General features: G+C 63.3%; 19 protein-coding genes. 8 read left to right on the forward strand and 11 right to left on the reverse strand.

Going from position 1 to position 22,592, the window contains the following annotated elements:
• Positions 1-185: 185 nt before the first annotated feature.
• Positions 186-1,181, reverse strand: a complete 996-nt coding sequence (locus AMK00_RS04610) for a transporter (protein WP_064809720.1) — start codon at positions 1,179-1,181, stop codon at positions 186-188.
• Between the two features lie 205 nt (positions 1,182-1,386).
• Here AMK00_RS04610 and AMK00_RS04615 point away from each other — a divergent pair, with 205 nt between their 5' ends.
• Both AMK00_RS04615 and AMK00_RS04620 read left to right on the forward strand, forming a co-directional pair.
• Entirely contained in the window at positions 1,387-3,162 is a 1,776-nt protein-coding gene (locus tag AMK00_RS04615; protein ID WP_064809721.1) for an acyl-CoA dehydrogenase, read from the forward strand.
• A gap of 29 nt (positions 3,163-3,191) precedes the next feature.
• Positions 3,192-3,944 (forward strand): crotonase/enoyl-CoA hydratase family protein, encoded by a 753-nt coding sequence (locus AMK00_RS04620; RefSeq protein WP_064800882.1) that lies wholly within the window; start codon positions 3,192-3,194, stop codon positions 3,942-3,944.
• A gap of 29 nt (positions 3,945-3,973) precedes the next feature.
• Here AMK00_RS04620 and AMK00_RS04625 read toward each other — a convergent pair whose 3' ends face one another.
• The gene (locus tag AMK00_RS04625) at positions 3,974-4,978 is read right to left on the reverse strand and encodes an MBL fold metallo-hydrolase (RefSeq protein ID WP_064800883.1); all 1,005 of its coding nucleotides are present in this window, start codon (positions 4,976-4,978) and stop codon (positions 3,974-3,976) included.
• Positions 4,979-5,058: 80 nt separating this feature from the next.
• Entirely contained in the window at positions 5,059-5,877 is an 819-nt protein-coding gene (locus tag AMK00_RS04630; RefSeq protein WP_064800884.1) for an oxidoreductase, read from the reverse strand.
• Between the two features lie 85 nt (positions 5,878-5,962).
• On the opposite strand from AMK00_RS04630, the gene AMK00_RS04635 reads away from it, so the two are divergent.
• Complete coding sequence (locus AMK00_RS04635) at positions 5,963-6,412, forward strand: winged helix-turn-helix transcriptional regulator (protein WP_064800885.1); 450 nt, start codon at positions 5,963-5,965, stop codon at positions 6,410-6,412.
• 59 nt (positions 6,413-6,471) lie between these two features.
• Here AMK00_RS04635 and AMK00_RS04640 read toward each other — a convergent pair whose 3' ends face one another.
• A complete protein-coding gene (locus tag AMK00_RS04640) occupies positions 6,472-7,722 on the reverse strand; it encodes a class I SAM-dependent RNA methyltransferase (RefSeq protein WP_064800886.1) in 1,251 nt (416 codons plus the stop codon).
• Positions 7,719-8,465 carry a TlyA family RNA methyltransferase gene (locus AMK00_RS04645; protein WP_064809722.1) on the reverse strand — a complete coding sequence of 249 codons (747 nt, stop codon included), beginning with the start codon at positions 8,463-8,465 and terminating at the stop codon, positions 7,719-7,721. Before AMK00_RS04645 ends, AMK00_RS04640 begins: the two co-directional genes overlap by 4 nt.
• 265 nt (positions 8,466-8,730) lie before the next feature.
• Between AMK00_RS04645 and AMK00_RS04650 the strand changes: the two genes are divergently transcribed.
• Positions 8,731-10,674, forward strand: coding sequence for a methyl-accepting chemotaxis protein (locus tag AMK00_RS04650; RefSeq protein WP_064809723.1), 1,944 nt, complete (start codon positions 8,731-8,733; stop codon positions 10,672-10,674).
• A gap of 282 nt (positions 10,675-10,956) precedes the next feature.
• Here AMK00_RS04650 and dxs read toward each other — a convergent pair whose 3' ends face one another.
• Complete coding sequence (gene dxs, locus AMK00_RS04655) at positions 10,957-12,873, reverse strand: 1-deoxy-D-xylulose-5-phosphate synthase (RefSeq protein WP_064809724.1); 1,917 nt, start codon at positions 12,871-12,873, stop codon at positions 10,957-10,959.
• A gap of 263 nt (positions 12,874-13,136) precedes the next feature.
• On the opposite strand from dxs, the gene AMK00_RS04660 reads away from it, so the two are divergent.
• The gene (locus tag AMK00_RS04660; protein ID WP_064800890.1) at positions 13,137-15,113 is read left to right on the forward strand and encodes a phospholipase D-like domain-containing protein; all 1,977 of its coding nucleotides are present in this window, start codon (positions 13,137-13,139) and stop codon (positions 15,111-15,113) included.
• 36 nt (positions 15,114-15,149) lie between these two features.
• On the opposite strand, the gene AMK00_RS04665 is transcribed toward AMK00_RS04660, so the two are convergent.
• The 4 genes from AMK00_RS04665 to AMK00_RS04680 all read right to left on the reverse strand — a co-directional run bounded on the left by AMK00_RS04665 (position 15,150) and on the right by AMK00_RS04680 (position 18,194).
• A complete protein-coding gene (locus tag AMK00_RS04665; protein ID WP_064809725.1) occupies positions 15,150-16,073 on the reverse strand; it encodes a pirin family protein in 924 nt (307 codons plus the stop codon).
• 78 nt (positions 16,074-16,151) lie between these two features.
• On the reverse strand, positions 16,152-16,919 hold the full coding sequence (locus tag AMK00_RS04670) for an SDR family NAD(P)-dependent oxidoreductase (protein ID WP_064809726.1): 768 nt from the start codon (positions 16,917-16,919) through the stop codon (positions 16,152-16,154).
• Positions 16,920-17,004: 85 nt separating this feature from the next.
• A complete protein-coding gene (locus AMK00_RS04675; protein WP_012482899.1) occupies positions 17,005-17,256 on the reverse strand; it encodes an exodeoxyribonuclease VII small subunit in 252 nt (83 codons plus the stop codon).
• Between the two features lie 2 nt (positions 17,257-17,258).
• Positions 17,259-18,194, reverse strand: a complete 936-nt coding sequence (locus AMK00_RS04680; protein WP_064809727.1) for a histone deacetylase family protein — start codon at positions 18,192-18,194, stop codon at positions 17,259-17,261.
• A gap of 189 nt (positions 18,195-18,383) precedes the next feature.
• On the opposite strand from AMK00_RS04680, the gene AMK00_RS04685 reads away from it, so the two are divergent.
• Positions 18,384-18,785, forward strand: coding sequence for an acyl-CoA thioesterase (locus tag AMK00_RS04685; protein ID WP_064800894.1), 402 nt, complete (start codon positions 18,384-18,386; stop codon positions 18,783-18,785).
• Between the two features lie 6 nt (positions 18,786-18,791).
• Here the strand turns inward: AMK00_RS04685 and AMK00_RS04690 are convergent, their stop codons facing one another.
• A complete protein-coding gene (locus AMK00_RS04690; RefSeq protein ID WP_064809728.1) occupies positions 18,792-19,442 on the reverse strand; it encodes a GntR family transcriptional regulator in 651 nt (216 codons plus the stop codon).
• Positions 19,443-19,602: 160 nt separating this feature from the next.
• Between AMK00_RS04690 and AMK00_RS04695 the strand changes: the two genes are divergently transcribed.
• Both AMK00_RS04695 and AMK00_RS04700 read left to right on the forward strand, forming a co-directional pair.
• Positions 19,603-21,024: a malonyl-CoA decarboxylase gene (locus AMK00_RS04695; protein WP_064811640.1), complete on the forward strand. Its 1,422-nt coding sequence runs from the start codon at positions 19,603-19,605 to the stop codon at positions 21,022-21,024.
• Positions 21,021-22,535 carry a malonate--CoA ligase gene (locus tag AMK00_RS04700; RefSeq protein WP_064809729.1) on the forward strand — a complete coding sequence of 505 codons (1,515 nt, stop codon included), beginning with the start codon at positions 21,021-21,023 and terminating at the stop codon, positions 22,533-22,535. The genes AMK00_RS04695 and AMK00_RS04700 overlap by 4 nt, the downstream gene beginning before the upstream one ends.
• Positions 22,536-22,592: the final 57 nt, after the last annotated feature.

A 22,592-nucleotide genomic window follows, 5' to 3' on the forward strand; every position in this document is an offset into this window, starting at 1 on the left:
TAACCCACCCTCCGCCATCCTCGGCCTTGAGCCGAGGATCCATGCCCGGTGCTGATGGAGGAGGCCTACGTGGATCCTCGGGGCAAGGATGACGGCGCGTGGGGTGAACTCTGTGGCAAGTGCCGCGACGTTTGATGGTATAGAAGCGACTGCGCCTCCCAACAGTCATCCTCGAACTCTCACCCTCAAAGAATATCCACCCGCCGCAGCAGCCACCAGGCGAAGACGATCGAGGCGATGATCAGGATCACGGCGTATTCCGTGCCGTAATCGCCGACGGCGAAGGGCAGGTTGGCGGTATTCATGCCGAAGAAACCCGTCACCAGCGTCGGCGGCAGCAGGAAGGCCGTCATGATTGACAGCAGGTAGAGATGGCGGTTGGTCTCGGAGGATTGTTTCGAATCGATTTCTTCGTGCAGCAGGCGCGCCCGGTCCTGCAAAGCGTAGACATCGTGGTCGACCGTTTCCAACCGGCTCGTCAGCCGCCGCGCCACATCGTCGAAGCCGAAGGGCATTTCATCGTCATCGGCCGCCGCCGCGCGGCGCATCAGCGCCAGCACCGTGCGCAGATGCCGGTGCAGCCGGACCACGGTTCGCCGGACCGGCGCCAGCCGCCGGCGCTCGTCGCGCGGCGCATTGTCGTAGACGATATCCTCGATCTGGTTCAGCTCTTCGGTGAGTTCGATGACGATCGCAATCAGCGTCCGCTGGAACTCGATCACCAGCAGTTCGAAGAGATCGACCGGCCGCGAGAATTTGCCCGGGTTCTTCTCGATCAGCGTGCGTGCCCGCTCGACGCTGCGCAGCGGCTGCAGCCTTGTGGTGACGATGAAGCGGTCCGACATGGCGAAATGCAGCCAGCCGAGATTGTTGGTATCCTGGTCGAAGTCGCGCTGGCAATCGACCAGCGTGCCGTAGAGCATCTGCTCGTCGACGGTCAGAGCCGCATGCGTGTCATGCGTCGTTAATGCCGATTTCGCGTCCTCCGTCAGTCCGTCGAGCGTTTCGAGCAGGGCCGGCACGCGGGCGTCGACGAGGTTGAGATGCAGCCAGTAGAAACAGTTCTCGGCGGTCAGATCCGCCACCGTCGCGGTGTTGGTCAGCCGCACCGCCGTCTTTTCATCCGGCGAGAAACGATAGGCCCAGACGAAACCGGGTATGTTGACGGGCAATGTATCCATGGGTCGCCGATCCTTTGCGAGGGCGATATATTGTCTACAGTTCTCCATGCCGTCCATGGGCGCAACTGTGCAAGAAGAAAGCGCCATGCCGGGTGGAATTATCGCGTCGTGGCCTATGAATCAAAATTGACGTTTACGTAAAAATCAACTAGCCCTTGCCGGGGAGGGCTTTGCATGAGGTGCAGGCACCCACGGAGGAGGAAGCATGTACAAGGCGCCCGTTGAGGAAATCGCGTTCACATTGAAGCATGTAGCCGGCATGGGCGAGGCGATGTCGAACGGTCTTTTCGGCGATCTCGGCGAGGATCTCGTCGACGCCATCCTGGCCGAGGCGGGACGTTTTGCCACAGAGGAAGTGGCGCCGCTCGCCGACATCGGCGACCGCCAGGGCGCCCGCCTCGTCGACGGCGAGGTCCGGCTGCCGGACGGCTGGCGTGATCTCTACCGCAACTGGATTGCCGGCGGCTGGAACGGCCTGACGGCGCCGGAGGCCTTCGGCGGCCAGGCCCTGCCTGATATGCTGAATGTCGCGGCGCTGGAAATGTGGAATTCCGGCTCCATGGCTTTTGCGCTCGCGCCGACGCTGACGATGGGCGCCATCGAGGCGGTCAGCGCGCATGGCAGCGCCGCGCTGAAAGACAAATATCTGGCAAAGATGGTGTCCGGCGAATGGACCGGCACCATGAACCTGACCGAGCCGCATGCCGGCTCGGATGTCGGCGCGCTGAAGGCCCGCGCCGAACGCCGGCCCGACGGCAGCTACCGCATCTTCGGCCAGAAGATCTTCATCACCTGGGGCGAACACGACGCGGCCGACAACATCGTCCATCTGGTGCTGGCGCGGCTGCCGGATGCGCCGGCCGGCACACGCGGCATCTCGCTCTTTCTCGTGCCGAAATTCCTGGTGAATGACGACGGTTCGCTCGGACCCCGCAACGATCTCTTCTGCCATTCGCTGGAGCATAAACTCGGCATCCACGGTTCGCCGACCTGTACGATGATCTATGGCGACGGCCGGTTCGGCGGCGAAAAGGGCGCGATCGGTTGGCTGGTCGGCGAGGAGAACAAGGGGCTCGCCTGCATGTTCACGATGATGAACAATGCCCGTCTCGCCGTCGGCATGCAGGGTGTGGCGATCTCGGAGGCGGCCACCCAGAAGGCGCTAGCCTTTGCGAGGGAACGCACGCAGGGCAGGGCGCCGGGTGCGACCGGGCCCGGCATGAGCCCGATCGTCGAACATCCCGACGTTGCCCGTATGCTTCTCACCATGAAGGCGTTGACCCAAGGTTCGCGCGCCATATCCTATGCCTGCGCCCATGCGCTCGACATGTCGCGCCGGGCAGGCGATAGCCGCCACTGGCAGGAGCGCGCCGCGCTTTTGACGCCGATCGCCAAGTCGTTTTCAACCGATGCCGGCGTTGATGTCGCCTCGCTCGGCATCCAGGTGCATGGCGGCATGGGCTTCATCGAGGAGACGGGGGCGGCGCGTTATCTGCGTGATGCCCGCATCGCCCCGATCTATGAGGGTACCAACGGTATCCAGGCGATCGACCTCGTCACCCGCAAGCTGCCGCTTTCCGGCGGCGATCAGGTCATGGGCTTCATTGCCGAATTGAAGGCGATCGCCGAGGCTGTCAGCCGCTCCAATCTCGATGGTTTCGGCGAGACTGCCGCCAGACTCGGCGCCGCGATTTCAGATCTCGAAGAGACGACCGGCTGGCTTCTGGCAGCACTTGCCGATGGGAGGGCTAGCGAGGCGCTTGCCGGCGCCACCTCCTATCAGCGCTTGTTCGGCCTCGCGCTCACCGGCTGTTACCTCGCAAAGGGGGCTCTGGCCGAAAGCGGCGACGGCAAGGGTGAGGGCCGTATCGCGCTCTGCCGCTTCGCCGCTGAAAACCTGCTCGCCGAGACCGCGGCCTTGCGCGACCGGGTGGTCAACGGCGCGGCAAGCCTTGCCGCCGCCCGCATTCTGCTTGCCTGACGAGACCCCATAAGTTCCGAGGAGATCCAATGACCGATCACATCATCGTCGAGCAGCCTTCCGCCCATCCCGGCGTTCAGCTGATCCGCTTCAACCGGCCGGAAAAGAAGAACGCCTTCACACGGGCGATGTATCGCACCATGACCGATGCGCTCACCGCCGCTAATACGGACGCGAATGTCAAAGTGACGGTCTTTCTCGGCACCGAAGGCAGCTTTTCGGCCGGCAACGACATCGGCGATTTTCTTGCCACTGCCATGGGCGGCAGCATGGGAGACGAGCTGATCGATTTCCTCTACGCGCTCGCCAGATCCGAAAAGCCGCTGGTGTCAGGGGTCGACGGCCTGGCGATCGGCATCGGCACCACCCTCAACCTGCATTGCGACCTGACGATCGCCTCCGACCGCAGCCAGTTCCGCACGCCTTTCGTCGATCTGGCTTTGGTGCCGGAAGCGGCTTCCAGCCTGATCGCGCCGCGTGTGATGGGCCACCAGCGCGCCTTTGCCATGCTGGCCGCCGGCGAGGCCTTCAGCGCCGAGGAAGCCCGCGAGGCCGGCCTCATCTGGAAGGTAACGACACCGGGCGAGGTGGAGAATGCGACGATTGCCGCGGCTGCGAAACTCGCCGCCAAGCCACCGGAAGCCTTGAAGATCGCCCGCGATCTCATTTGCGGCTCCCGGGAAGAAGTCATCGCCCGCATCGACGTCGAGGCCCGTCATTTCGCCGCGCGCCTGAAAAGCGCCGAAGCCCGGGCGGCCTTCGAAGCCTTCATGCGCCGCTGAACGGCGCCCCGGCAGCAAACGGATACCGATTAGACCATCGGCACATTGAACACCTCACCGGCTCTGAGCGGCCGGAACCGGTCCGAGGCAATATCATGCTCTCGCATCGCCTCTTGCAACGCTCTCACCGGCGCGTCGACCGCTTCATTCGTCAGCTGGAACGTGGCGAAGTGGTGCCCGGCCACATAGGCCGCATTTGCCAGCTTCATCCCCATCACCGCCTCCTCAGGATTCTGGTGCTGCCCTTTCATGAACCATCGCGGCTCATAGGCGCCGAAGGGTAAAATCGCCAGGCGAAAACCGCCGTGTTTCCGCTGCGCCGCTTTGTAATTGATGCCGCGGTGAAAGCCCGTATCGCCGACGTGATAGATCTTGCCGGCTGGTGTCGACAAAACGAACGAGGCCCAGAGCGCCATTCGGCGATCGGCGCCGCCGCGAGCGGACCAGTGATGGGCCGGCTCCGCATCGATGCTTATGCCGGCGTGCGAGATGCGCTCGCCCCAGTCCATCGATGTCGTCTGTATGTCGGGCACGGCGCGGCGCATGATCGTGTCATTGCCGAGCGGCGTCACGATCCGCGGCCGATGCTTCGCATGCAACCGTTTCAGCGTTGCGATATCGAGATGGTCATAATGATTGTGCGAGACCAGCACGAGATCGATCGGCGGCAAATCATCGAAGGCGATGCCCGGTGGAACGACGCGTCTGGGGCCGGCAAAGGTGAAGGGGCTGACCCGCTCCGACCACACCGGATCGGTGAGAATATTGAGCCCGGCGACCTGCACCAGCAACGTTGCATGCCCGACCATGGTCACCCGCAGATCCCCGCCACCGACACGGGGGTCCGGCTTGGCGGCCGGATATGGGCTGGGGACCGACCGCGGCCATCGCTCACGGCCGCCGCCGAATTGCCATCGCAAGAGTTCGCGGAAACCAAGCGGCTCGATGCCTTCGGGATTGAAGAAAAGCGTGCCGTCGAAGTGATCGGACACCGGGCCCGCATAGTAGGGATTGCGTCTTTTGGTCTTGCGCATTGAGAATCGGTTTCCGTGGTCGAGGACAGGAAGTTTAAGCCTGTCGGCTTGAAATCGGAATCCGGTCCTCGATGAACGCGTTAGGCTGAGGCCGGAAACTCGTTGACCTTGCGCAGCAGGCTGTCGACCAGCCGCTCGGGGAGGTAGCGGCGAAGCGAGCGGACCTGGCGCGATTGCTTGCCGGCGGAATAGCGCAGCTTCGGCTTCTTCGCGGTTGCGGCTTTCACGACCATGTCGGCGACGACCTCGGGCGCATCGCCCGTTTCCACCCACTTGCGCATCAGCGCTTCGCTGCGGGCGCGTTCCGAAGCATAGACCGGAAGAGGTTGGTCTGCTCGCGTCAGATTTTCCTCGAAGGATGTTCTGGTGACGCCGGGTTGGACGAGAACAACACGAATGCCGAAGTTGCGCACTTCATGATCGAGCGATTCCGAATAACCCTCGAGCGCATGTTTGGTCGAGGCATAGAAGGCGTTATACGGAGCCGGGATGAGGCCGAGGATCGAGCTCATGTTGATGATCCGGCCGCTCTTTTGCTTCCTCATGACCGGCAGTACCGCATTGGCGACGCGCGCCACGCCGAAGACGTTGACGTCGAAAAGCCGCTGGGCCTGGGCGATCGAGGATTCTTCCGCACCACCGATGAGGCCGATGCCGGCATTATTGACGACGAGGTCGAGCCGGCCGGTTTGCCGGACGACCTCCGCAACAGCCGCCTGCACCGAGGCTTCCTCGGCCACGTCACAGATCAGCATCGTTATCCCGGGCCTGTCGGCGGCCGGTTTGCGGCTGGTCCCGAACACGCGGTAGCCGGCCTTCACCAGAGACTCCGCCGTCGCAAGGCCGATGCCTGAGGACGCACCGGTGACCAGTGCAACGCTTCTGTTTTTGTCGGTCATATCGTCAGCTTCCAAAAGAGTGGATCATCGTTGGCCGATCTGTTACTATCTTTTCGATATCGTGTCACTATCGAAAAGATACTAAATGAAAAATAATCCGATTCCGCAATGCCCGGTCGCCCGCGGCCTTCAATCCGTCGGTGACGCGTGGAGCATTCTGGTCTTGCGCGACGCCCATACGGGCCTCACCCGCTTCGACCAGTTCAGGAAGAGCCTCGGCATCGTGCCGACCATGCTGACCAAGCGTCTCAAGGCGCTGACGGAGGACGGTCTGCTGGAGAAGCGGCTCTATTCCGAACGGCCGCCGCGCGAAGAATATGTCCTCACCGAAGCCGGGCGCGATTTTCTGCCTGTGCTGATGATGATCGGGGCTTGGGCGCACCGCCATTGCGATGGCGAACTCGCCCGCTATATCGACGTCGAGTCAGGATCGGAGATCGAGCCGATCGCAATCGATGCCGTTACCGGCGCAAAGCTCGGAACGCGGCCAATGCGCATGAGTTTGCCGCAGGGAAGCGAACCGGGCGATCGATAAGATGTTGCTGACGCTCCGGATATCGCGATCGCATTGACTGCGAAGCGTCAGGCAGCCGCCTATTTCGCCAGCGTCGCCACCACCTCGACATGCGAGGTCCAGAGGAACTGGTCGATCGGCGTTACCCCGGTAATGCGGTAGCCGCCTTCGACGAGGATCGCGAGATCGCGCGCCAGCGTCAGCGGGTTGCAGCTGACGGCCGCGATCTTCTTCACGGCTGAGCGGGCAAGCTCCCTGCACTGAAACTCCGCGCCAGCGCGCGGCGGATCGAAGACGACGGCGTCATACGGCTTGAACTCCTGCGTCATCAGCGGGCGGCGGAAGAGATCGCGCTTTTCGACGCTCACCGGCTTCAGCCCCTGGGTTTTGCGGGCGGCCTGGTCGAGGGCTGCGAGCGCCGTTGCCTCGGCCTCGACCGCATGCACCCGGCCGATTCGCGCCAGCCTGAGCGAAAACGTGCCGGCGCCGGCAAAAAGATCGGCGATCCGCTTGGCCTTGCCGACATGGGCGAGCACCAGCTCCGCCATCGCCTCTTCCGCCGGCTTGGTCGCCTGGGCGAAGCCGCCTGCCGGCGGTGAAACCTCGACGCCGTCAAAATCGATGATCGGCTTGGCCGGCTCGACGAGGATTTCGCCGTTCAGCGTCACGCGGGCGATGCCGCGCAGGCCGAGCACGGTTTCGATCGCCTTGCGCCGCTGCGGGTCGGAGAGTTTCTTGATCTCGTCGACCGCCAGGTCGAGGCCGGAGAGCGTTTCGAGCACGGCGATCCGGAAGGGTTCGGCGCTGGTCGCCAGCGACGCAGCGATCGCCTTGATCGCCGGCAGCCGGGCGACGATGCCCGGAGACGAGATCGGACATTCCTCAATGGCGACGATATGATGGCTTTCGGCCTGGTTGAAACCGATCAGCATATCCTTCTCGGTCCGGCGCGCCGCAAACACCACACGCCGGCGCTCGCCCGGGTGGGCCGGAACGATTTCGCCGACATCAGGCGTCAACCCCTTGGATTTCAACGCATCGACGACCAGCTGGCGCTTGAAGGCGCGGTAGGGGCCGTCGGCCAGATGCTGCAGCGTGCAGCCGCCGCAGGTGCCGTTGACGCCATCCGGGCCGAAATGCCGGCAGGGCGGTTCCTGCCGGTCGGGCGAGGGCGCTGCGATCGACATGATCGTGCCATGGCTTTTGACGCGGGCGATCGCCACCATTTCCCCCGGCAGGGAAAAGGGCACGTAGACAGGCCCGCCGGCGTTGCTTGCGATGCCGTCGCCCTGGGCGCCGAGTTTCTCGATCGTGACGGTTTCGGTGCTCACGGTTTCAATCCTGCCAGAAGGTATTCCCGATTGCCGTCGCCGCCTGATATCGGGGAGGGGATGAGGCCGAGGCTTTTCCAGCCCATGTCCTCGGTGAACCAACGCTCCAGCTCCGACGCGACGGCCGGAGCAGACGAGAGGTCCTTCAAAAGCCCGCCCTTGCCGATCGCCTCGCGCCCGGCCTCGAACTGCGGCTTGACCAGCAGCACGCCGACGGCACCCGCCACGGCAAGATCGAGCGCCGGAGCCAGCGCCAGCTTCAGCGAGATGAAGGAGACATCGGAGACGATGAAGGTGGCGGGCTCGCCGATATCGTCGGCGGTCAGATGGCGGGCGTTGAGGCCTTCGCGGTTCGTCACCCGCGGGTCGGCCGAGATCCGCGGATGCATCTGCCCATGGCCGACATCGATTGCGGTGACATGCGCAGCACCGCGCTGCAGCAGCACCTCGGTGAAGCCGCCGGTGGAAGCGCCGATATCGAGACAGTGATGGCCGGACGGATCGAGTCGGAAATGGTCGAGAGCGGCGGCAAGCTTCAGGGCGGCGCGCGAGACGTAAGCCTGTGCCGGATCGTCGATCTCGATATCGGCATCGTCGTCGAAGAGCGCGCCGGCCTTGGTTACGACCTGGCCGCCGATCCTGACCGTGCCGCGCTGCACGGCGTCGCGCGCCCGCGAGCGGCTGGCAAAGAGGCCGCGGGAAACGAGAAGCTGGTCGAGGCGTTGGCTGTTCTGATCGGACATCGGCTGTGAATGACCGGCAAATCAGTCGGTTGCAAGCATTTTATTCCCAGCCGATTAAAGGGCAATTCCTGAGATGCGCAATTTAAGCAAATTTAAAGTCTGCCCGCATAGGGTCGGCACGATTGCAGCGGTTGGTCCAAACCGCTTGGTGCCATGAAGGCGCAGGCGTCTTCCGCCGATCATGTTTCCGATTCCAAATCTCTGCGGTTGCGCCTAGCGCGCGACCGTCTCTCGCCGCGTCGATTGTCGTCAGGAGAATTTGACCATGTCTGCTAAAAACATATCCCTGAACGGGAAGCTTGCGGCCACGTTCGCAGCCCTCATTCTGATCTTCATCTCCGTTTCGGCTTTCGTCTATTCCAAGGCGACGGCATCGGCGGCTGCCTCCGCCGAGCAGGAAAAATCGGAGCTGCTCGTCAATCAGATCGATGATGCGCTGCAGGCCATGCTCGAGCAGGCGGTCAACCTGCGCGGCTTCATCCTCTTCCGCAGTGACAGCACCTATGGCGACGTCTTCGCCAATCGCGAGCGCATGCTGAAGGCGATCGCCGCCGCCAGGCAGACGGCATCAGGCGAGCCGCAGCTGGTCGAGATGATCGACAGCATGCAGAAGGCCGCCGACCTCTATTTCCATGAGCTTGCCGAACCGCAGACCAAGGCGCGCAAGGAAACCGACATGCCGATCGAAGAGGTCGTCAAGATCGGCGTCAACGCCACCAAGGGCCAGCTCGACGGTTTCCGCCAGGCGTCCGCCAAGATCAAGGCCACCGCCCGCGAAAAGTCGAATGCGCTTGCCGCGATCCGGGCCGATGCCAACAGCGATCTGGCGACGACACTGCTTGCTGGTGGCATTGTCGCCTCGCTTGCCGCCGCCCTTCTTGCCTGGCTGATGTCGCGTACCATCGTCCGCCCGGTCGTCGGCATGACTGCCGCCATGGATCGCCTCGCCGGCGGTCAGAACGACATCGAGGTCCCGGCTGTCGAGCGCGGCGACGAAATCGGCCGCATGGCGCAGTCGGTGCTGGTCTTCAAGCAGGCGGCGATCGAGAAGTTGCGCCTTGCCGGTGAAACAGACCGCATGCGTGACGATGCCGAGCGCCAGCGCCAGGCAAGCGATGAGCAGAAGGCGCGCGAGGAAGGCGAGCTCCGCCATGCCGTCGACGCCTTGGCCGGCGGCCTTGCCGGCCTTGCTGTCGGCGATGTCGCCGCCCGCATCCAGACGCCGTTCGCGCCGCAATATGACAGCCTGCGCAACGACTTCAACAATGCCGTCGAAAAGCTGCAGGCAGCACTCCAGTCGGTCGGCCACAACGCCTCGGCGATCAATGCCGGCGCCGGCGAGATCCGCTCGGCCGCCGACGATCTTGCCCACCGCACCGAGCAGCAGGCCGCCGCTGTCGAACAGACCGCAGCAGCACTCGAAGAGGTGACGACGACGGTGCGCGACAGCGCCAAGCGCGCCGAGGATGTCGGCAATCTCGTCGAGCGCACCCGCCTCGGCGCCGAAAAGTCGGGCGACGTCGTCCGCCGCGCCGTCTCCGCCATGCAGCAGATCGAAAAATCCTCCGGCGAAATCTCCAACATCATCGGCGTCATCGACGACATCGCCTTCCAGACCAACCTTTTGGCGCTGAACGCCGGCGTCGAGGCCGCCCGCGCCGGTGAGGCCGGCAAGGGCTTTGCCGTCGTCGCCCAGGAAGTGCGCGAGCTCGCCCAGCGCTCCGCCAAGGCGGCCAAGGAGATCAAGGATCTGATCACCACGTCGGGCACGCATGTGCAGACCGGCGTGTCGCTGGTCGGCGAGACCGGCAAGGCGCTGGAAGTCATCGTCGCCGAGGTGCAGGAGATCAACCGCAACGTCAACGCGATCGTCACCGCCACGCGCGAACAGTCGATCGGGCTGCAGGAGATCAACACCGCCGTCAACAACATGGATCAGGGCACGCAGCAGAATGCGGCCATGGTCGAGGAACAGACTGCGGCGAGCCATGCGCTCGCCCAGGAAGCCAGCGCCCTGGACGAATTGCTGCGTCAGTTCAAGCTCGGCACCCAGCTTGCCGCTCCGGCCCAGAAGACTTCAGCCGCAACGCCCGCCTCCCGCCCGGTCGCCTCACCGGCCCGTGCGCTCGCCAGCAAGGTCAGCAAAGCCTTCGGCGGAAGACAGGCAACGGCAGCAGCTGCGGTGCAGGAAGACTGGACGGAGTTCTGAGAGGGCGCTCCTTCTCGGAAAGAGACGTCAAATGAAAAAGGCGGCGCAGCGGATGCACCGCCTTTTTGTTGGGAATAAGCTTCTGTCTCCGTCCGACCTCGCGGCCCCCCCCCCATCCGCCCTACGGGCACCGACCGGGGTTGAGCCACGGGTCTCAACCCGTCCTTCGGACCCCCGAGGGGAGAAGAGGGAGTCGAGACGTCGCCGCAAATCTCTTCTCCCCAGAGGGGAGACGGTGCCCGTAGGGCGGATGAGGGGGCCACACGGCACCCTCACCAATCATTATCCAGCAACCCCAACCGCAATACTGCGCCCCAGCGCCCGGAACACCGTCGAAACAATCCCGGCGCGATCAAGCCCGGCATGGGCGTTCATCGCTTCCGGCTTGGCCTGTTCCATCCACATGTCGGGCATCACGAGCGAACGGATCTTCAACCCGTTGTCGAGCAGGCCTTCGCTTGAGAGATATTGCATCACCTGGCTGCCGAAGCCGCCGACGGAGCCTTCTTCGACGGTGATCAGCATCTCGTGGTGGCGGGCGAGCTGGCGGATCAGGTCGTGGTCGAGCGGCTTGGCGAAGCGCGCATCGGCGACCGTCGTCGACAGGCCGGCGGCCTCGAGATCTTCGGCGGCCAGCAGACAGTCGGCAAGCCGGGTGCCGAAGGAAAGCAGGGCCACTTTGGTGCCTTCCTTGACGATGCGGCCCTTGCCGATCTGCAGGATTTCGCCGCGGGCCGGCATGTCGACGCCGACACCTTCGCCGCGGGGATAGCGGAAGGAGATGGGGCCGGCGTCATAAGCGGCGGCGGTGCGCACCATATGCTTGAGTTCGGCCTCGTCGGCTGCTGCCATCACCACGAAGCCGGGCAGGGTGGCGAGGAAGGCGGTGTCGAAGGAGCCGGCATGGGTCGGGCCGTCGGCGCCGACGAAGCCGGCGCGGTCGATCGGAAAACGCACCGGCAGTCCCTGGATTGCCACGTCGTGCACGACCTGGTCATAGGCGCGCTGCAGGAAGGTGGAATAGAGCGCGGCGAACGGCTTGTAGCCTTCCGCAGCCAGGCCGGCGGCGAAGGTCACGGCATGCTGCTCGGCGATGCCGACATCGAAGCAGCGCGACGGAAAGGCTTCGGCGAGCTTGTCGAGGCCGGTACCATTCGGCATGGCGGCGGTGATGCCGACGATCTTCTCGTCGAGGGCAGCTTCCTGCACCAGCGCCTCGGCAAAGACGCTGGTATAGCTCGGTGCGTTCGGCTTCACCCGCGCCTGGGCGCCGGTGATGACGTCGAACTTGTTGACGCCGTGATATTTGTCGGCGGCGGCTTCGGCCGGCGGATAGCCCTTGCCCTTCTGGGTGACGACGTGGATCAGCACCGGGCCGCGCGCATTGTCGCGCACATTGCGCAGCACCGGCAGCAGGTGATCGAAGGAATGCCCGTCGATCGGCCCGATATGATAGAAGCCCATCTCCTCGAACATCGTGCCGCCGGTGACGTAGCCGCGGGCATGCTCGACGGCGCGGGTGATCGCCCGGTCGATATTCTTGCCGAGATAGGCCGTCAGTTTCTTGCCGAAGTCGCGGAAGCCCATATAGGTGCGGCCGGAGGCGAGGCGGGCGAGATAGGCGCTCATCGCTCCCGTCGGCGGCGCGATCGACATGTCGTTGTCGTTGAGGATGACGATGAGGCGGGCATCGAGGGCACCGGCATTGTTCAGCGCTTCATAGGCCATGCCGGCCGACATCGCGCCGTCGCCGATGACGGCGATGACGCGGCGGTCGGTCTTCTCGAGATCGGCGGCGATCGCCATGCCGAGGCCAGCCGAGATCGAGGTCGAGGAATGCGCCGCCCCGAAGGGATCATATTCGCTTTCCGCCCGGCGGGTGAAGCCGGAAAGCCCGTTTTCCTGGCGCAGTGTGCGGATGCGGTCGCGCCGGCCGGTGAGGATCTTGTGCGGATAGCACTGGTGGCCGACATCGAAGATCAGCCGGTCATTGGGCGTATCGAAGACGCTGTGGATGGCGATTGTCAGCTCGACCACGCCGAGACCGGCGCCGAGATGACCGCCGGTGCGCGACACCGCATCGATCATTTCGTCCCGGACCTCGCGGGCAAGCAGCGGCAGCTCGCGATCCTCGAGCTTGCGCAGGTCGGCGGGATAGACGACCTGGTCGAGCAGGGGGGTCTTCGGCAGTTGTGTCACGGGCGGGCGCTCTTTCTTGCTTTTCCTCGTTTCGCTTTATTCGATTAGATCGGGGCAAAACAAGTGCATTTCAGGAACCGAAGGTTTTCACCTTAGAGCATGGCGGAAAAAAGTGTGAGCGGTTTCGGAAGATATCACTTTCTATTTCTGTGAGTTGCATTCGCCTGATTTGCCCAGCCGAGCGAACGCGCGGCAAACCGGCGAGCAGCTTGAATATGACACGGAATGGTAGCACTGTTGCCGCACTGGCTGGGGGACAGATCATGGGAACGATTGTTGCAGCGCATGCCTATGTCAACAACGAGGTCGCCTATGTGGCCTGGGACATCGATGCCAAGATCGAGGGATGCCTCGGGTTCGAAGTCGTCCGCGTTTATCTCGACGAGCAGGGAAACGTGGCGAAAAAGCTTGATGGCAGCGAGGACCGTGTGACCTGCGCCGCCTGGGTCGCCTTCAAGGGACAGCGCAATCCGCACTGGCTGCCGCAAACCACCTCGCTCTGGCCGGTGCAGAAGTTCTCCTGGCGCGACCTGACGCTGCGCAAGCGGCGCAACGAAATGAAACGGCGGCCGGACGAGGTCCGCGTGCGCTATGAGATCCGCCCGCTCGGCGACCTGAAACCGGGCATGCAGGCCGCGCCCGATCCGACGCCTCAGACGGTCGAGATCAACAAGCGGGACGACAAGGGCAAGCCGATCGAGAAGAACGGCAGCTTTGAGAAAATCGCGGTCAAGGCCTATGAAGGGCCGCCGCGGCCGCTCGGTTATCTCGGGCCGGCCGTCGCCTCCAATCCTGTGCACGTGACGCGCAAGCGCGGCCAGTTCGAATCCAGCTTCACCAACGGCATCCTTGCCGCCCAATGGTTGCGCAACGTTCTGCTGGAAGACGGTGTCAAGCAGCCGAACGAGCTGATCGACATGATCTCCAATCCGGAAAACGGCATCCGCAAATATCTTGCCGGCGATGTCATCCCGATGCTCAGGGACTTCATGAATGCGCCCGGCCGCTTCCTTGTCGCCCTCTATGAGCTGGAGGACCTGGAACTGCTCGACCTGCTGCTTGCCAACAAGGACAAGCTGCGGATCATCCTCGCCAATACCGGAAAAGTCGGAGACGATTGGGATGTGCGCAATGCCCACGCACGCACGGCGCTGATCGAGGCCGGCGTCGAGATTCACCACCGCATGTTCAACAATTCGAGCCAGATCGGCCACAACAAGTTCGTCGTCCATATTCCGCCGGCCGGCGGTGACCGCAGCGTCTTCACCGGCAGCACCAACTGGACGGCCACCGGCCTTGCCGGCCAGTCCAACAATGCGCTGATCGTCAGGAACGATGCCGTCGCCGCGGCCTATGTTTCGTATTGGGAGCGGATGCTGGAAGACAATGCGACGCTGGAAGCGCCGGTCGAATTCGACGACGGCATGCCCGACAACCAGCAGAGCAAGGCGTTCCGGCACTCGAACGAAACGCCTTCGCTCATCCCGACCGTCAATGGCGATTCGATCGAAGCATGGTTTTCGCCAAACATGCAGAGCCGCAAGAAGGGCAAGGCGACGCCGCCGGACCTGCGCGAGGTCTACCGGCTGATGCGCCGTGCCGAGCACGCCGTGCTGTTCCTCGCCTTCTATCCCGGCCAATCGGGCAGGGATTGCATCGTCGGCGAGGCGATCGATATCGGCCTCAAGGATCAGAAGCTGATCGTCACCGGCGCCGTTTCCAGCCCGCAGGCCATGCCCAATTACGTCGCCGGCAAGAAGAACGACCCCGACGATGAGGACGACGATGTCGACGCCGTCTCGCCCCATACGTTCGACGAGGCCAATGTCTCGATCGTCCGCGCCTCGCGCATCGACGACCGCCAGCTTTTGGCGGATTTCGGTGCGGAGGAGCTGACGGCCAAGAAAGTCGGCGCCATCATTCACGACAAGGTGCTGGTGATCGATCCCTTGTCGGAGGACTGCGTCGTCGTCCTCGGCAGCCACAATCTCGGCTTCAAGGCCTCGTACGCCAATGACGAGAACATGTTGATCGTCAAAGGCGACCGGGCGCTTGCCGAAGCCTATGCGGTGCATATCCTCGATGTCTACGATCATTACCGCTTCCGTGCCGTCGAGGCGGAGCTGAAGCGGCAGGGCAAGAAAGGCTGGTCGGGCTTTCTCAACGTCGACGACAGCTGGCAGGACGGCTACATCAATCGCACGAAGGGTGCGCTGACGCGCTATTTCGCGGCGGGCTGATGTTCGCACGTTGCCGGCGGCGCTGCATCGCCGCCGTCACCCTTCCGGCAGAGGCACGAATTCCTCCTCGTCGCCCGGCACGATATCGAAGCGGCCGGTGCGCCATTCCTCCTTGGCCTTCTCGATCCGCTCCTTCGAGGAGGAGACGAAATTCCACCAGATATAGCGTTTCGAGTTCAGCGCCGCGCCCCCGAAGAGCATCAGGTGACAGCCGTCGCCGCCGGCTTCGAGCGTGATCGCATCACCCGGTCGGAAGACCAGCAGCTGGTCGGCGGCGAAACGGTCGCCCGCGATCACCACCTCGCCCGACAGCACATAGACGGCACGTTCCTCATGGCCGGCGCCGAAGGGAAAGCGCACGCCGGGCTGCAGGTTGAGATCGACATAGAGCGTGTCGGAGAGCGTGCCGACCGGCGATGTCATGCCTTCGAACGAGCCGATGACGACACGTCCGCGCACACCGGATGTTTCGATCAGCGGCATGTCGGTCTTTTCCGTGTGGGCGAAGGAGGGATCGATCTCCTCCTTGTCGTCGGGCAGCGCCAGCCATGTCTGCAGCCCCGACATCAGCAGCGGGTGGCCGCGCAGATTGTCGGGCGTGCGCTCGGAATGGACGATGCCGCGGCCGGCCGTCATCAGGTTGATATCGCCGGGACGGATGACCTTTTCGGTGCCGAGGCTGTCGCGATGGCGGATCTCGCCGTCGAAGAGATAGGTGACGGTCGACAGCCCGATATGCGGATGCGGCTTGACGTCGAGCGCCTCGTTGGGCTTCAGGATCGCCGGCCCCATGCGATCGAAGAAGATGAACGGTCCGACCAGCCGCCGCTGCCTTGTCGGCAGGGCGCGCCGCACCTGGAAGCCGCCGATATCGCTGGTGCGCGGAATGATCAGGTTCTCGATCGCGTCACAGGCGAAGGCATCGCCGGGCAGGGGGTCTTTACCGGGAAAGAAGGACATGACGGGTCTCCGCTTGTAAGGACGTCGGCCATAGATAGAGACTCACACCTCGCGCGTCCAATCGAGATGGGCTTGCGCTCAGATGGCGGTGAAGCCGTTGTCGACGAAGAGATGGGCGCCATTGACGAAGCTCGACTCGTCGCTGGCGAGATAAAGGGCGGCCCGTGCCACATCCTCCGGCTCGCCGATCCGCCCCTGCTGCGCGGCGATGGCGGCATCCGAAACATCGACGCCGAGCGCCTGCAGGTCGGCCACCTCGCGCAGACCGTGCGGCGTGCGGATGAAGCCGGGGCAGACGGCGTTGCAGCGGATGTTGCGGTCGCGGAATTCCACTGCAATTGCCCGGGCAAACATATGCACGGCGCCCTTGGTGGTGTCGTAAAGCACTTCCATCGGCGTGGCGGCGACCGCCGAGATCGACGAGGTGCAGACGATCGAGCCGCCGCCGGCGGCAATCATCTTCGGCAGCACAGCCTTGGTCATCAGGAACATCGAGCGCACATTGACGGCATGCAGCCAGTCCCATTCCTGAACGGTCGTTTCCAGGAAGGGTTTGATGACGATCGTGCCGGCATGGTTGAAGAGCACGGTGACCGCGCCGTAGCGTTCCTCGACGCCGGCGACGGCTGTTTTGACAGCGGCTTCATCCGAGACATCGGCCGTCCAGCAGTCGGCCTCGCCGCCGGCATCGCGGATCGCCTTGACGGTCTCGGCCGCCGCCTGGCCATTGCGGTCGATGATCGCGACACGCGCGCCTTCGGCCGCAAACAGCTTCGAGGCAGCGCCACCCATGCCGGTCGCGCCGCCAGAGATGATAGCGACCTTGCCCTTCAATCTATCCGTCATTTGTCTGTCCCCTCATGGTTCTGGAGGGGATCATAGATCGGCCGCAAGCCGATCCCAAGCGCCTTCGAAAGGCTCTTCGATCCGCTCAGGCGCCGTCCAGCGGCTCGACGCCCTGCGGCTTGCCGGCGCGGTCGAGCCGGATCTTCTCGATGCGGTTTTCGGCGGCCGAAAGCAGTGTCTCGCAATGTTTCTTCAGCGCTTCGCCGCGCTCGTAGATCTCGATCGATTCATCCAGCGCCACGTCGCCGCGTTCCAGCCGGGCGACGATGCTTTCGAGTTCGGCGACCGCCTTTTCGAAGGAAAGGCCGGCCACTTCCGGCTTGGCGCTGTCAGTCATTCTCAACCCTTCATCATTCGCAGAATATGCATGCCGGCCGATTCGGCCAGCCCTTCCAGATCATAGCCGCCTTCGAGCAGGCTGACGACCCGGTTCTTGGCGTGCCGGTCGGCCAGTTCCAGAACGCGGCCAGTGGCCCAATCGAAATCCTCGCCGGTCAGGTTGATCTGCGCCAGCGGATCGCGGTGATGGGCGTCGAACCCGGCCGAGATGATGATGAGATCCGGCCGGAAATCGTCGAGCGCCGGCAGCACGCGCGATTTGAACGCCTCGCGGAAATGGTCGCTGCCGACATTCGGCGAAAGCGGCGCGTTGACGATGGTATTGTGCTTGCCCTTCTCCTCCTTGGCGCCGCTGCCGGGATAAAGCGGCATCTGATGCGTCGAGCAGAACAGCACCGAGGGGTCGTCCCAGAAGATATCCTGGGTGCCGTTGCCGTGATGGACGTCCCAATCGACGATGGCGACGCGCTCGGCGCCATGCCGCTTCTGCGCATGGCGGGCGGCGATCGCGGCATTGTTGAAGAAGCAGAAGCCCATCGCCGTCGACTTTTCGGCATGGTGCCCGGGCGGCCGCGCGGCGACGAAGACATTGTCGGCGGCACCGGAAAAGACGTCGTCGACCGCCGCCATCGCCCCGCCGACGCCTGTCAGCGCCGCCTGCAGGCTTTTGACGCTGGCATAAGTATCGGCTTCGAGCTGGTTGATCCGGTCCTCTTCCTCGGGGATCTCCCGCATCACGGCGGTCAGATGCTCCTCCGGATGCGCGAGCAGCACCGCATCCTCGCTCGCCTCAGGCGCCTGCCGACGCTCTAGCCGTTCGAAATTCGGATGTTCCAGCGCGACATTGATGGCCCGGATCCGGTCCGATCGCTCAGGGTGTCCGGCGGGCGTCACATGTTCCAGGAAGATCGGGTGTTCATAAAGACGGGTGCTCATGGAGACACTCTATCGGCCGCTTCTGTCATGATCCACAGCAGATGGGGCATTGCCCGCCGATTTCAACAAGTGCTCCCGCGGCACCATCTCGCCGCCGGTGGCATTATAAATTCCTGTCATCTCAGCCGTTTACTTCGAAAAACCCCGTGCTACTGTCGTTAACGGGGAATTTTGCAGGCAGAGTTGTTGATGAGTCAGTCGAAACGCCCGGGTGTGACGGAAATACATGTACCGTTTCGCGATGTCGATATGAACGGCCGGATGTTCCTGGCTTCCTATATTTCCTATGCCGAATCCGTCATTGCGAGCTTCTGGTCGGCTCGGCCCGAGGTCGAGGACGAACCGGTCTATAACGCCAGCAAGATTACCTGCGTTCTCCACCGCCCGCTGCATTACGACGAGCCGGCCCTTTTTACCGCCGCCGTCGACAAGATCGGCGTGCGTTCCATCGGCTTCCTCGTTTCGATTGACACCGGCGAGGAACGCGCCGCCGAGGTGGAGATCATCTGGCAGGCCCGCAGCGGCGAGGATCAGCAGCCGGCCTCGCTGCCGGAGGAAACGCGCGATTGGCTTTACGGGTTTTTGGATTAGGTCACTCTATCTCGTCGCCATGCTTGCGACCAGATCGCTGAACCTCTCTCCCTGAATGCCGACATGCGTCCGCAGCAGGCGGCGGGCCTCGTCGCCGTCTCCGGCAAAGATCGCATCGACGATGGCGCAATGTTCTAAGAACGAGGTCGACAGGCGGTTGCGCACGCGCAGCTGCAGACGGCGATAGGGCCGCAGGCGCCGATGCAACTGCGCGCATTGCTCCTGCAGGAAATCGCTGCGACTTGCGGCGTAGATGGCCTTATGGAATGCCTCATTGTCGTAATAATAGGCATCGCTGTCACCGGCGGAGGCGGATTGTTCGCAGCGGCTGTGGGTGGCGGTGATCGCTTCGCGGGAGGCCTTGTCCAGCCGGCGGGCGGCGAGCGAGCCCGCCAGGCCCTCGAGCTCGGCCATGACCTCGAACATCTCGTAGATCCGGTGCGGTCCCGGATCGATCACGACCGCACCCCGGCGCGGACGGATTTCGATCAGCCCGATGGCGTCAAGCTGCATCAGCGCTTCGCGCACCGGCGTTCGCGACACGCCGAACCGGTTGGCAAGCACGGTTTCGTCAAGCCGTTCGCCGGGGGCGAATTCGTAGGAAAGTATCGCATTTTCAATCTCATCCCGAAGCCACCGGCCGACATTCTCGGACATTTGTCTCACATCCTTCATACATAAACGTCATTCTTGTATACACAAATGTTGACCTCGTGTACGAAAGATGACAATCTACATACTACCGGCGAAGCCCGGCGATGGGAAGCGATGTCCGATGGCTGCATCGAGCGGCGTCTTCGAAAGAGAGGAGAATGGCATGCCCGAGGCGTCTTTCTTCACCGACATGCTGCAAAGCATCACGGATCACGGTCGCCAGCTTTTGTTTTCCGGCTCACGCAACACGCAGGCCGCCGCCAAAGCCGATCTTCAGACCCTCTGTGAAATGCTCCTGTCGAGCCGGGGTGAAGCATCTGGCATAGCCCTTGCTGCCGAAATACTCGATCGCTGGGGCGCGCTCGAGAGCGAGGATGCGCAGAAATTCTTTCATATGCTTCATGAGAAATTCGGGCCTGATGCAAGCAAGCTCGACCAAGCGATTGAAAATTACCGTACGGACAAGAGCTCCGCCGCGGTCATTGCGCTCCATCAGGCAGCCGAGCCGCGGCGCCAGGAGCTGCTGCGCCGGTTGAACCATGCGCCGAACGGCACCGCCAGGCTGGTGCGGATGCGTCAGCAGCTGCTTGCTTCCGAAAACCGATCCGAAGCCTATCACGCGCTGGACGCCGACTTCACGCACCTGTTCGGCTCCTGGTTCAATCGCGGCTTTCTGACGCTGCGACCCATCGATTGGTCGACGCCGGCGTATATTCTCGAAAAGATCATCGAATACGAGGCCGTGCACGAGATTGCCGGCTGGGAGGAGTTGCGCCGTCGCTTAGCGCCGGCCGACCGTCGATGCTTTGCCTTTTTCCACCCCCGGCTGGCCGATGAGCCGCTCGTCTTCGTTGAAGTGGCGCTCACCCGCTCCGTGCCGAAGGCGATCGCCGATGTTCTCGATGAGGGGCGGGAGCAGATCAACGCCGACGAGGCGACGACCGCTGTCTTCTATTCGATTTCCAACTGCCAGGACGGCCTGCGCGGCATCTCCTTCGGCAATTTCCTGATCAAGCAGGTGGTGGAAGATCTGCGCAAGGACCTGCCGGGCCTCAAGAACTTCGTCACGCTATCGCCCGTCCCGGGTTTTGCACGTTGGCTTGCCAGGATGCGCGCCGCGACCGGCGATGCATCTCTATCCGAAGCGGCGTTGAAAACGCTGACCTTGCTTGACGATCCGGACTGGCCCGACAACGAGAGCAGCGCGGCCGATGTGGAGCGCGTGCTGCTGCCGCTTGCTGCGCGCTACTTCCTGACAGAACGCACGCCGGAGGGCCGCCCGGTCGATCCCGTCGCCCGCTTCCATCTCGGCAATGGCGCCCGGCTTGAAAGAGTGAATTTCCTCGGCGATCGCTCGCCGAAGGCGATGCAGCAGGCGCACGGTCTGATGGTCAACTATCTCTACAAGCTCGACGACATCGTGGCCAACCACGAGGCCTTGGCGCAGCGCGGCGAGGTGATCGCCTCGCCTGCGGTCAAAAGCCTGCTCAACCAGAACGACGAAGGCCGCCGCGGCGGCAATGGCCAACAAGGCTCTCGAGCCTTCGCACAGATCATGAATTCAACGCTTGGAGGGCGAAAGTGAGCAACCATCTTTTCGACGCCATGCGGGCGGCTGCGCCCGCTGACGCACCGTTCATGCGGACCGGCAGCGGGCAGACATGGAGCTATGGCGACGCCTTCGCTCTTTCCGGCCGCATTGCCGGCGCGTTGGACACGCTCGGCATTCGCCCAGGCGACCGGGTTGCGGTGCAGGTCGAGAAAAGCGCCGAGGCATTGATCCTCTATCTCGCCTGTCTGCGCAGCGGCGCCGTCTACCTGCCGCTCAACACCGCCTATACGCTGGCCGAGCTCGATTATTTCATCGGCGATGCGGAGCCGCGTCTGGTCGTCGTTGCCTCGGCTGCTCGCGAAGGCGTCGCGACGATCGTCCAGCGTCACGGCGCGATCGTCGAAACGCTCGATGCCGACGGCAGCGGCTCGTTGCTCGATCTGGCGCGCGACGAGCCGGCCGATTTCGTCGACGCGTCGCGCTCTGCCGACGATCTGGCTGCGATCCTCTACACCTCGGGAACGACGGGACGCTCCAAGGGGGCGATGCTCACCCATGGCAACCTGCTGTCGAACGCCCTGACCTTGCGGGACTATTGGCGCGTCACGTCAGACGACCGGCTGATCCATGCCCTGCCGATCTTCCATACGCATGGACTGTTCGTTGCCACCAACGTCACGCTGCTTGCCGGCGCCTCGATGGTCCTGCTGTCGAAGTTCGACGCCGACGAGGTCGTTTCACTGATGCCTGAGGCAACGATGCTGATGGGCGTTCCGACTTTCTACGTGCGTCTCCTGCAAAGCCCGCGCTTCGGCAAGGAGGCGGCAGCCAACATCCGCCTGTTTATCTCAGGTTCGGCGCCGCTGCTTGCCGAAACGCATACCGAGTTCGAGGCCCGGACCGGCCACGCGATCCTCGAGCGTTACGGCATGACGGAAACCAATATGAACACCTCCAACCCTTACGACGGCAAACGCATTGCCGGAACGGTCGGCCTTCCGCTGCCTGATGTGACGGTGCGCGTCACCGATCCCGCAACCGGGCTCGTGCTGCCGCCGGAACAAACCGGCATGATCGAGATCAAGGGGCCGAACGTCTTCAAAGGTTATTGGCGCATGCCGGAAAAGACCGCGGCCGAATTCACCGGCGACGGCTTCTTCATCAGCGGCGATCTCGGCAAGATCGACAGCGACGGCTATGTGCATATTGTCGGCCGCGGCAAGGACTTGGTGATCTCGGGTGGCTACAACATCTATCCGAAAGAGGTCGAGAGCGAGATCGACCGGATCGAGGGCGTGGTCGAGAGCGCCGTGATCGGCGTGCCGCATCCCGATTTCGGAGAAGGCGTGACGGCCATCGTGGTGCGCAAGCCCGGCGTCGTACTGGACGAAAAGACCATTGTCGGCGCCCTGCAGGATCGTCTCGCCCGCTACAAACAGCCAAAACGCATCATCTTCACCGAGGACCTGCCGCGCAACACGATGGGCAAGGTTCAGAAGAACATCCTGCGGCAGCAATACGCCGATCTTTACACCAGGACGTAAGGCGACTGCCCTCTGGGAGGAGGGCGCGTCGGTATCCGCATCAACATCACAAACAGC

The organism is Rhizobium sp. N621, from assembly GCF_001664325.1.
Classification (GTDB): domain Bacteria; phylum Pseudomonadota; class Alphaproteobacteria; order Rhizobiales; family Rhizobiaceae; genus Rhizobium; species Rhizobium esperanzae.

Excerpts from the sequence above, each read along its gene's own strand:
- AMK00_RS04645 (WP_064809722.1), bottom strand. The coding sequence starts at position 8,465 with ATGTCCGATCAGAACAGCCAACGCCTCGACCAGCTTCTCGTTTCCCGC.
- AMK00_RS04670 (WP_064809726.1), bottom strand. The coding sequence starts at position 16,919 with ATGACGGATAGATTGAAGGGCAAGGTCGCTATCATCTCTGGCGGCGCG.
- AMK00_RS04625 (WP_064800883.1), bottom strand. The coding sequence starts at position 4,978 with ATGCGCAAGACCAAAAGACGCAATCCCTACTATGCGGGCCCGGTGTCC.
- AMK00_RS04620 (WP_064800882.1), top strand. The coding sequence starts at position 3,192 with ATGACCGATCACATCATCGTCGAGCAGCCTTCCGCCCATCCCGGCGTT.
- AMK00_RS04615 (WP_064809721.1), top strand. The coding sequence starts at position 1,387 with ATGTACAAGGCGCCCGTTGAGGAAATCGCGTTCACATTGAAGCATGTA.
- AMK00_RS04660 (WP_064800890.1), top strand. The coding sequence starts at position 13,137 with ATGGGAACGATTGTTGCAGCGCATGCCTATGTCAACAACGAGGTCGCC.
- AMK00_RS04675 (WP_012482899.1), bottom strand. The coding sequence starts at position 17,256 with ATGACTGACAGCGCCAAGCCGGAAGTGGCCGGCCTTTCCTTCGAAAAG.
- AMK00_RS04685 (WP_064800894.1), top strand. The coding sequence starts at position 18,384 with ATGAGTCAGTCGAAACGCCCGGGTGTGACGGAAATACATGTACCGTTT.
- AMK00_RS04695 (WP_064811640.1), top strand. The coding sequence starts at position 19,603 with ATGCCCGAGGCGTCTTTCTTCACCGACATGCTGCAAAGCATCACGGAT.
- AMK00_RS04610 (WP_064809720.1), bottom strand. The coding sequence starts at position 1,181 with ATGGATACATTGCCCGTCAACATACCCGGTTTCGTCTGGGCCTATCGT.
- AMK00_RS04690 (WP_064809728.1), bottom strand. The coding sequence starts at position 19,442 with ATGTCCGAGAATGTCGGCCGGTGGCTTCGGGATGAGATTGAAAATGCG.
- AMK00_RS04630 (WP_064800884.1), bottom strand. The coding sequence starts at position 5,877 with ATGACCGACAAAAACAGAAGCGTTGCACTGGTCACCGGTGCGTCCTCA.
- AMK00_RS04665 (WP_064809725.1), bottom strand. The coding sequence starts at position 16,073 with ATGTCCTTCTTTCCCGGTAAAGACCCCCTGCCCGGCGATGCCTTCGCC.
- AMK00_RS04635 (WP_064800885.1), top strand. The coding sequence starts at position 5,963 with ATGAAAAATAATCCGATTCCGCAATGCCCGGTCGCCCGCGGCCTTCAA.
- AMK00_RS04680 (WP_064809727.1), bottom strand. The coding sequence starts at position 18,194 with ATGAGCACCCGTCTTTATGAACACCCGATCTTCCTGGAACATGTGACG.
- AMK00_RS04650 (WP_064809723.1), top strand. The coding sequence starts at position 8,731 with ATGTCTGCTAAAAACATATCCCTGAACGGGAAGCTTGCGGCCACGTTC.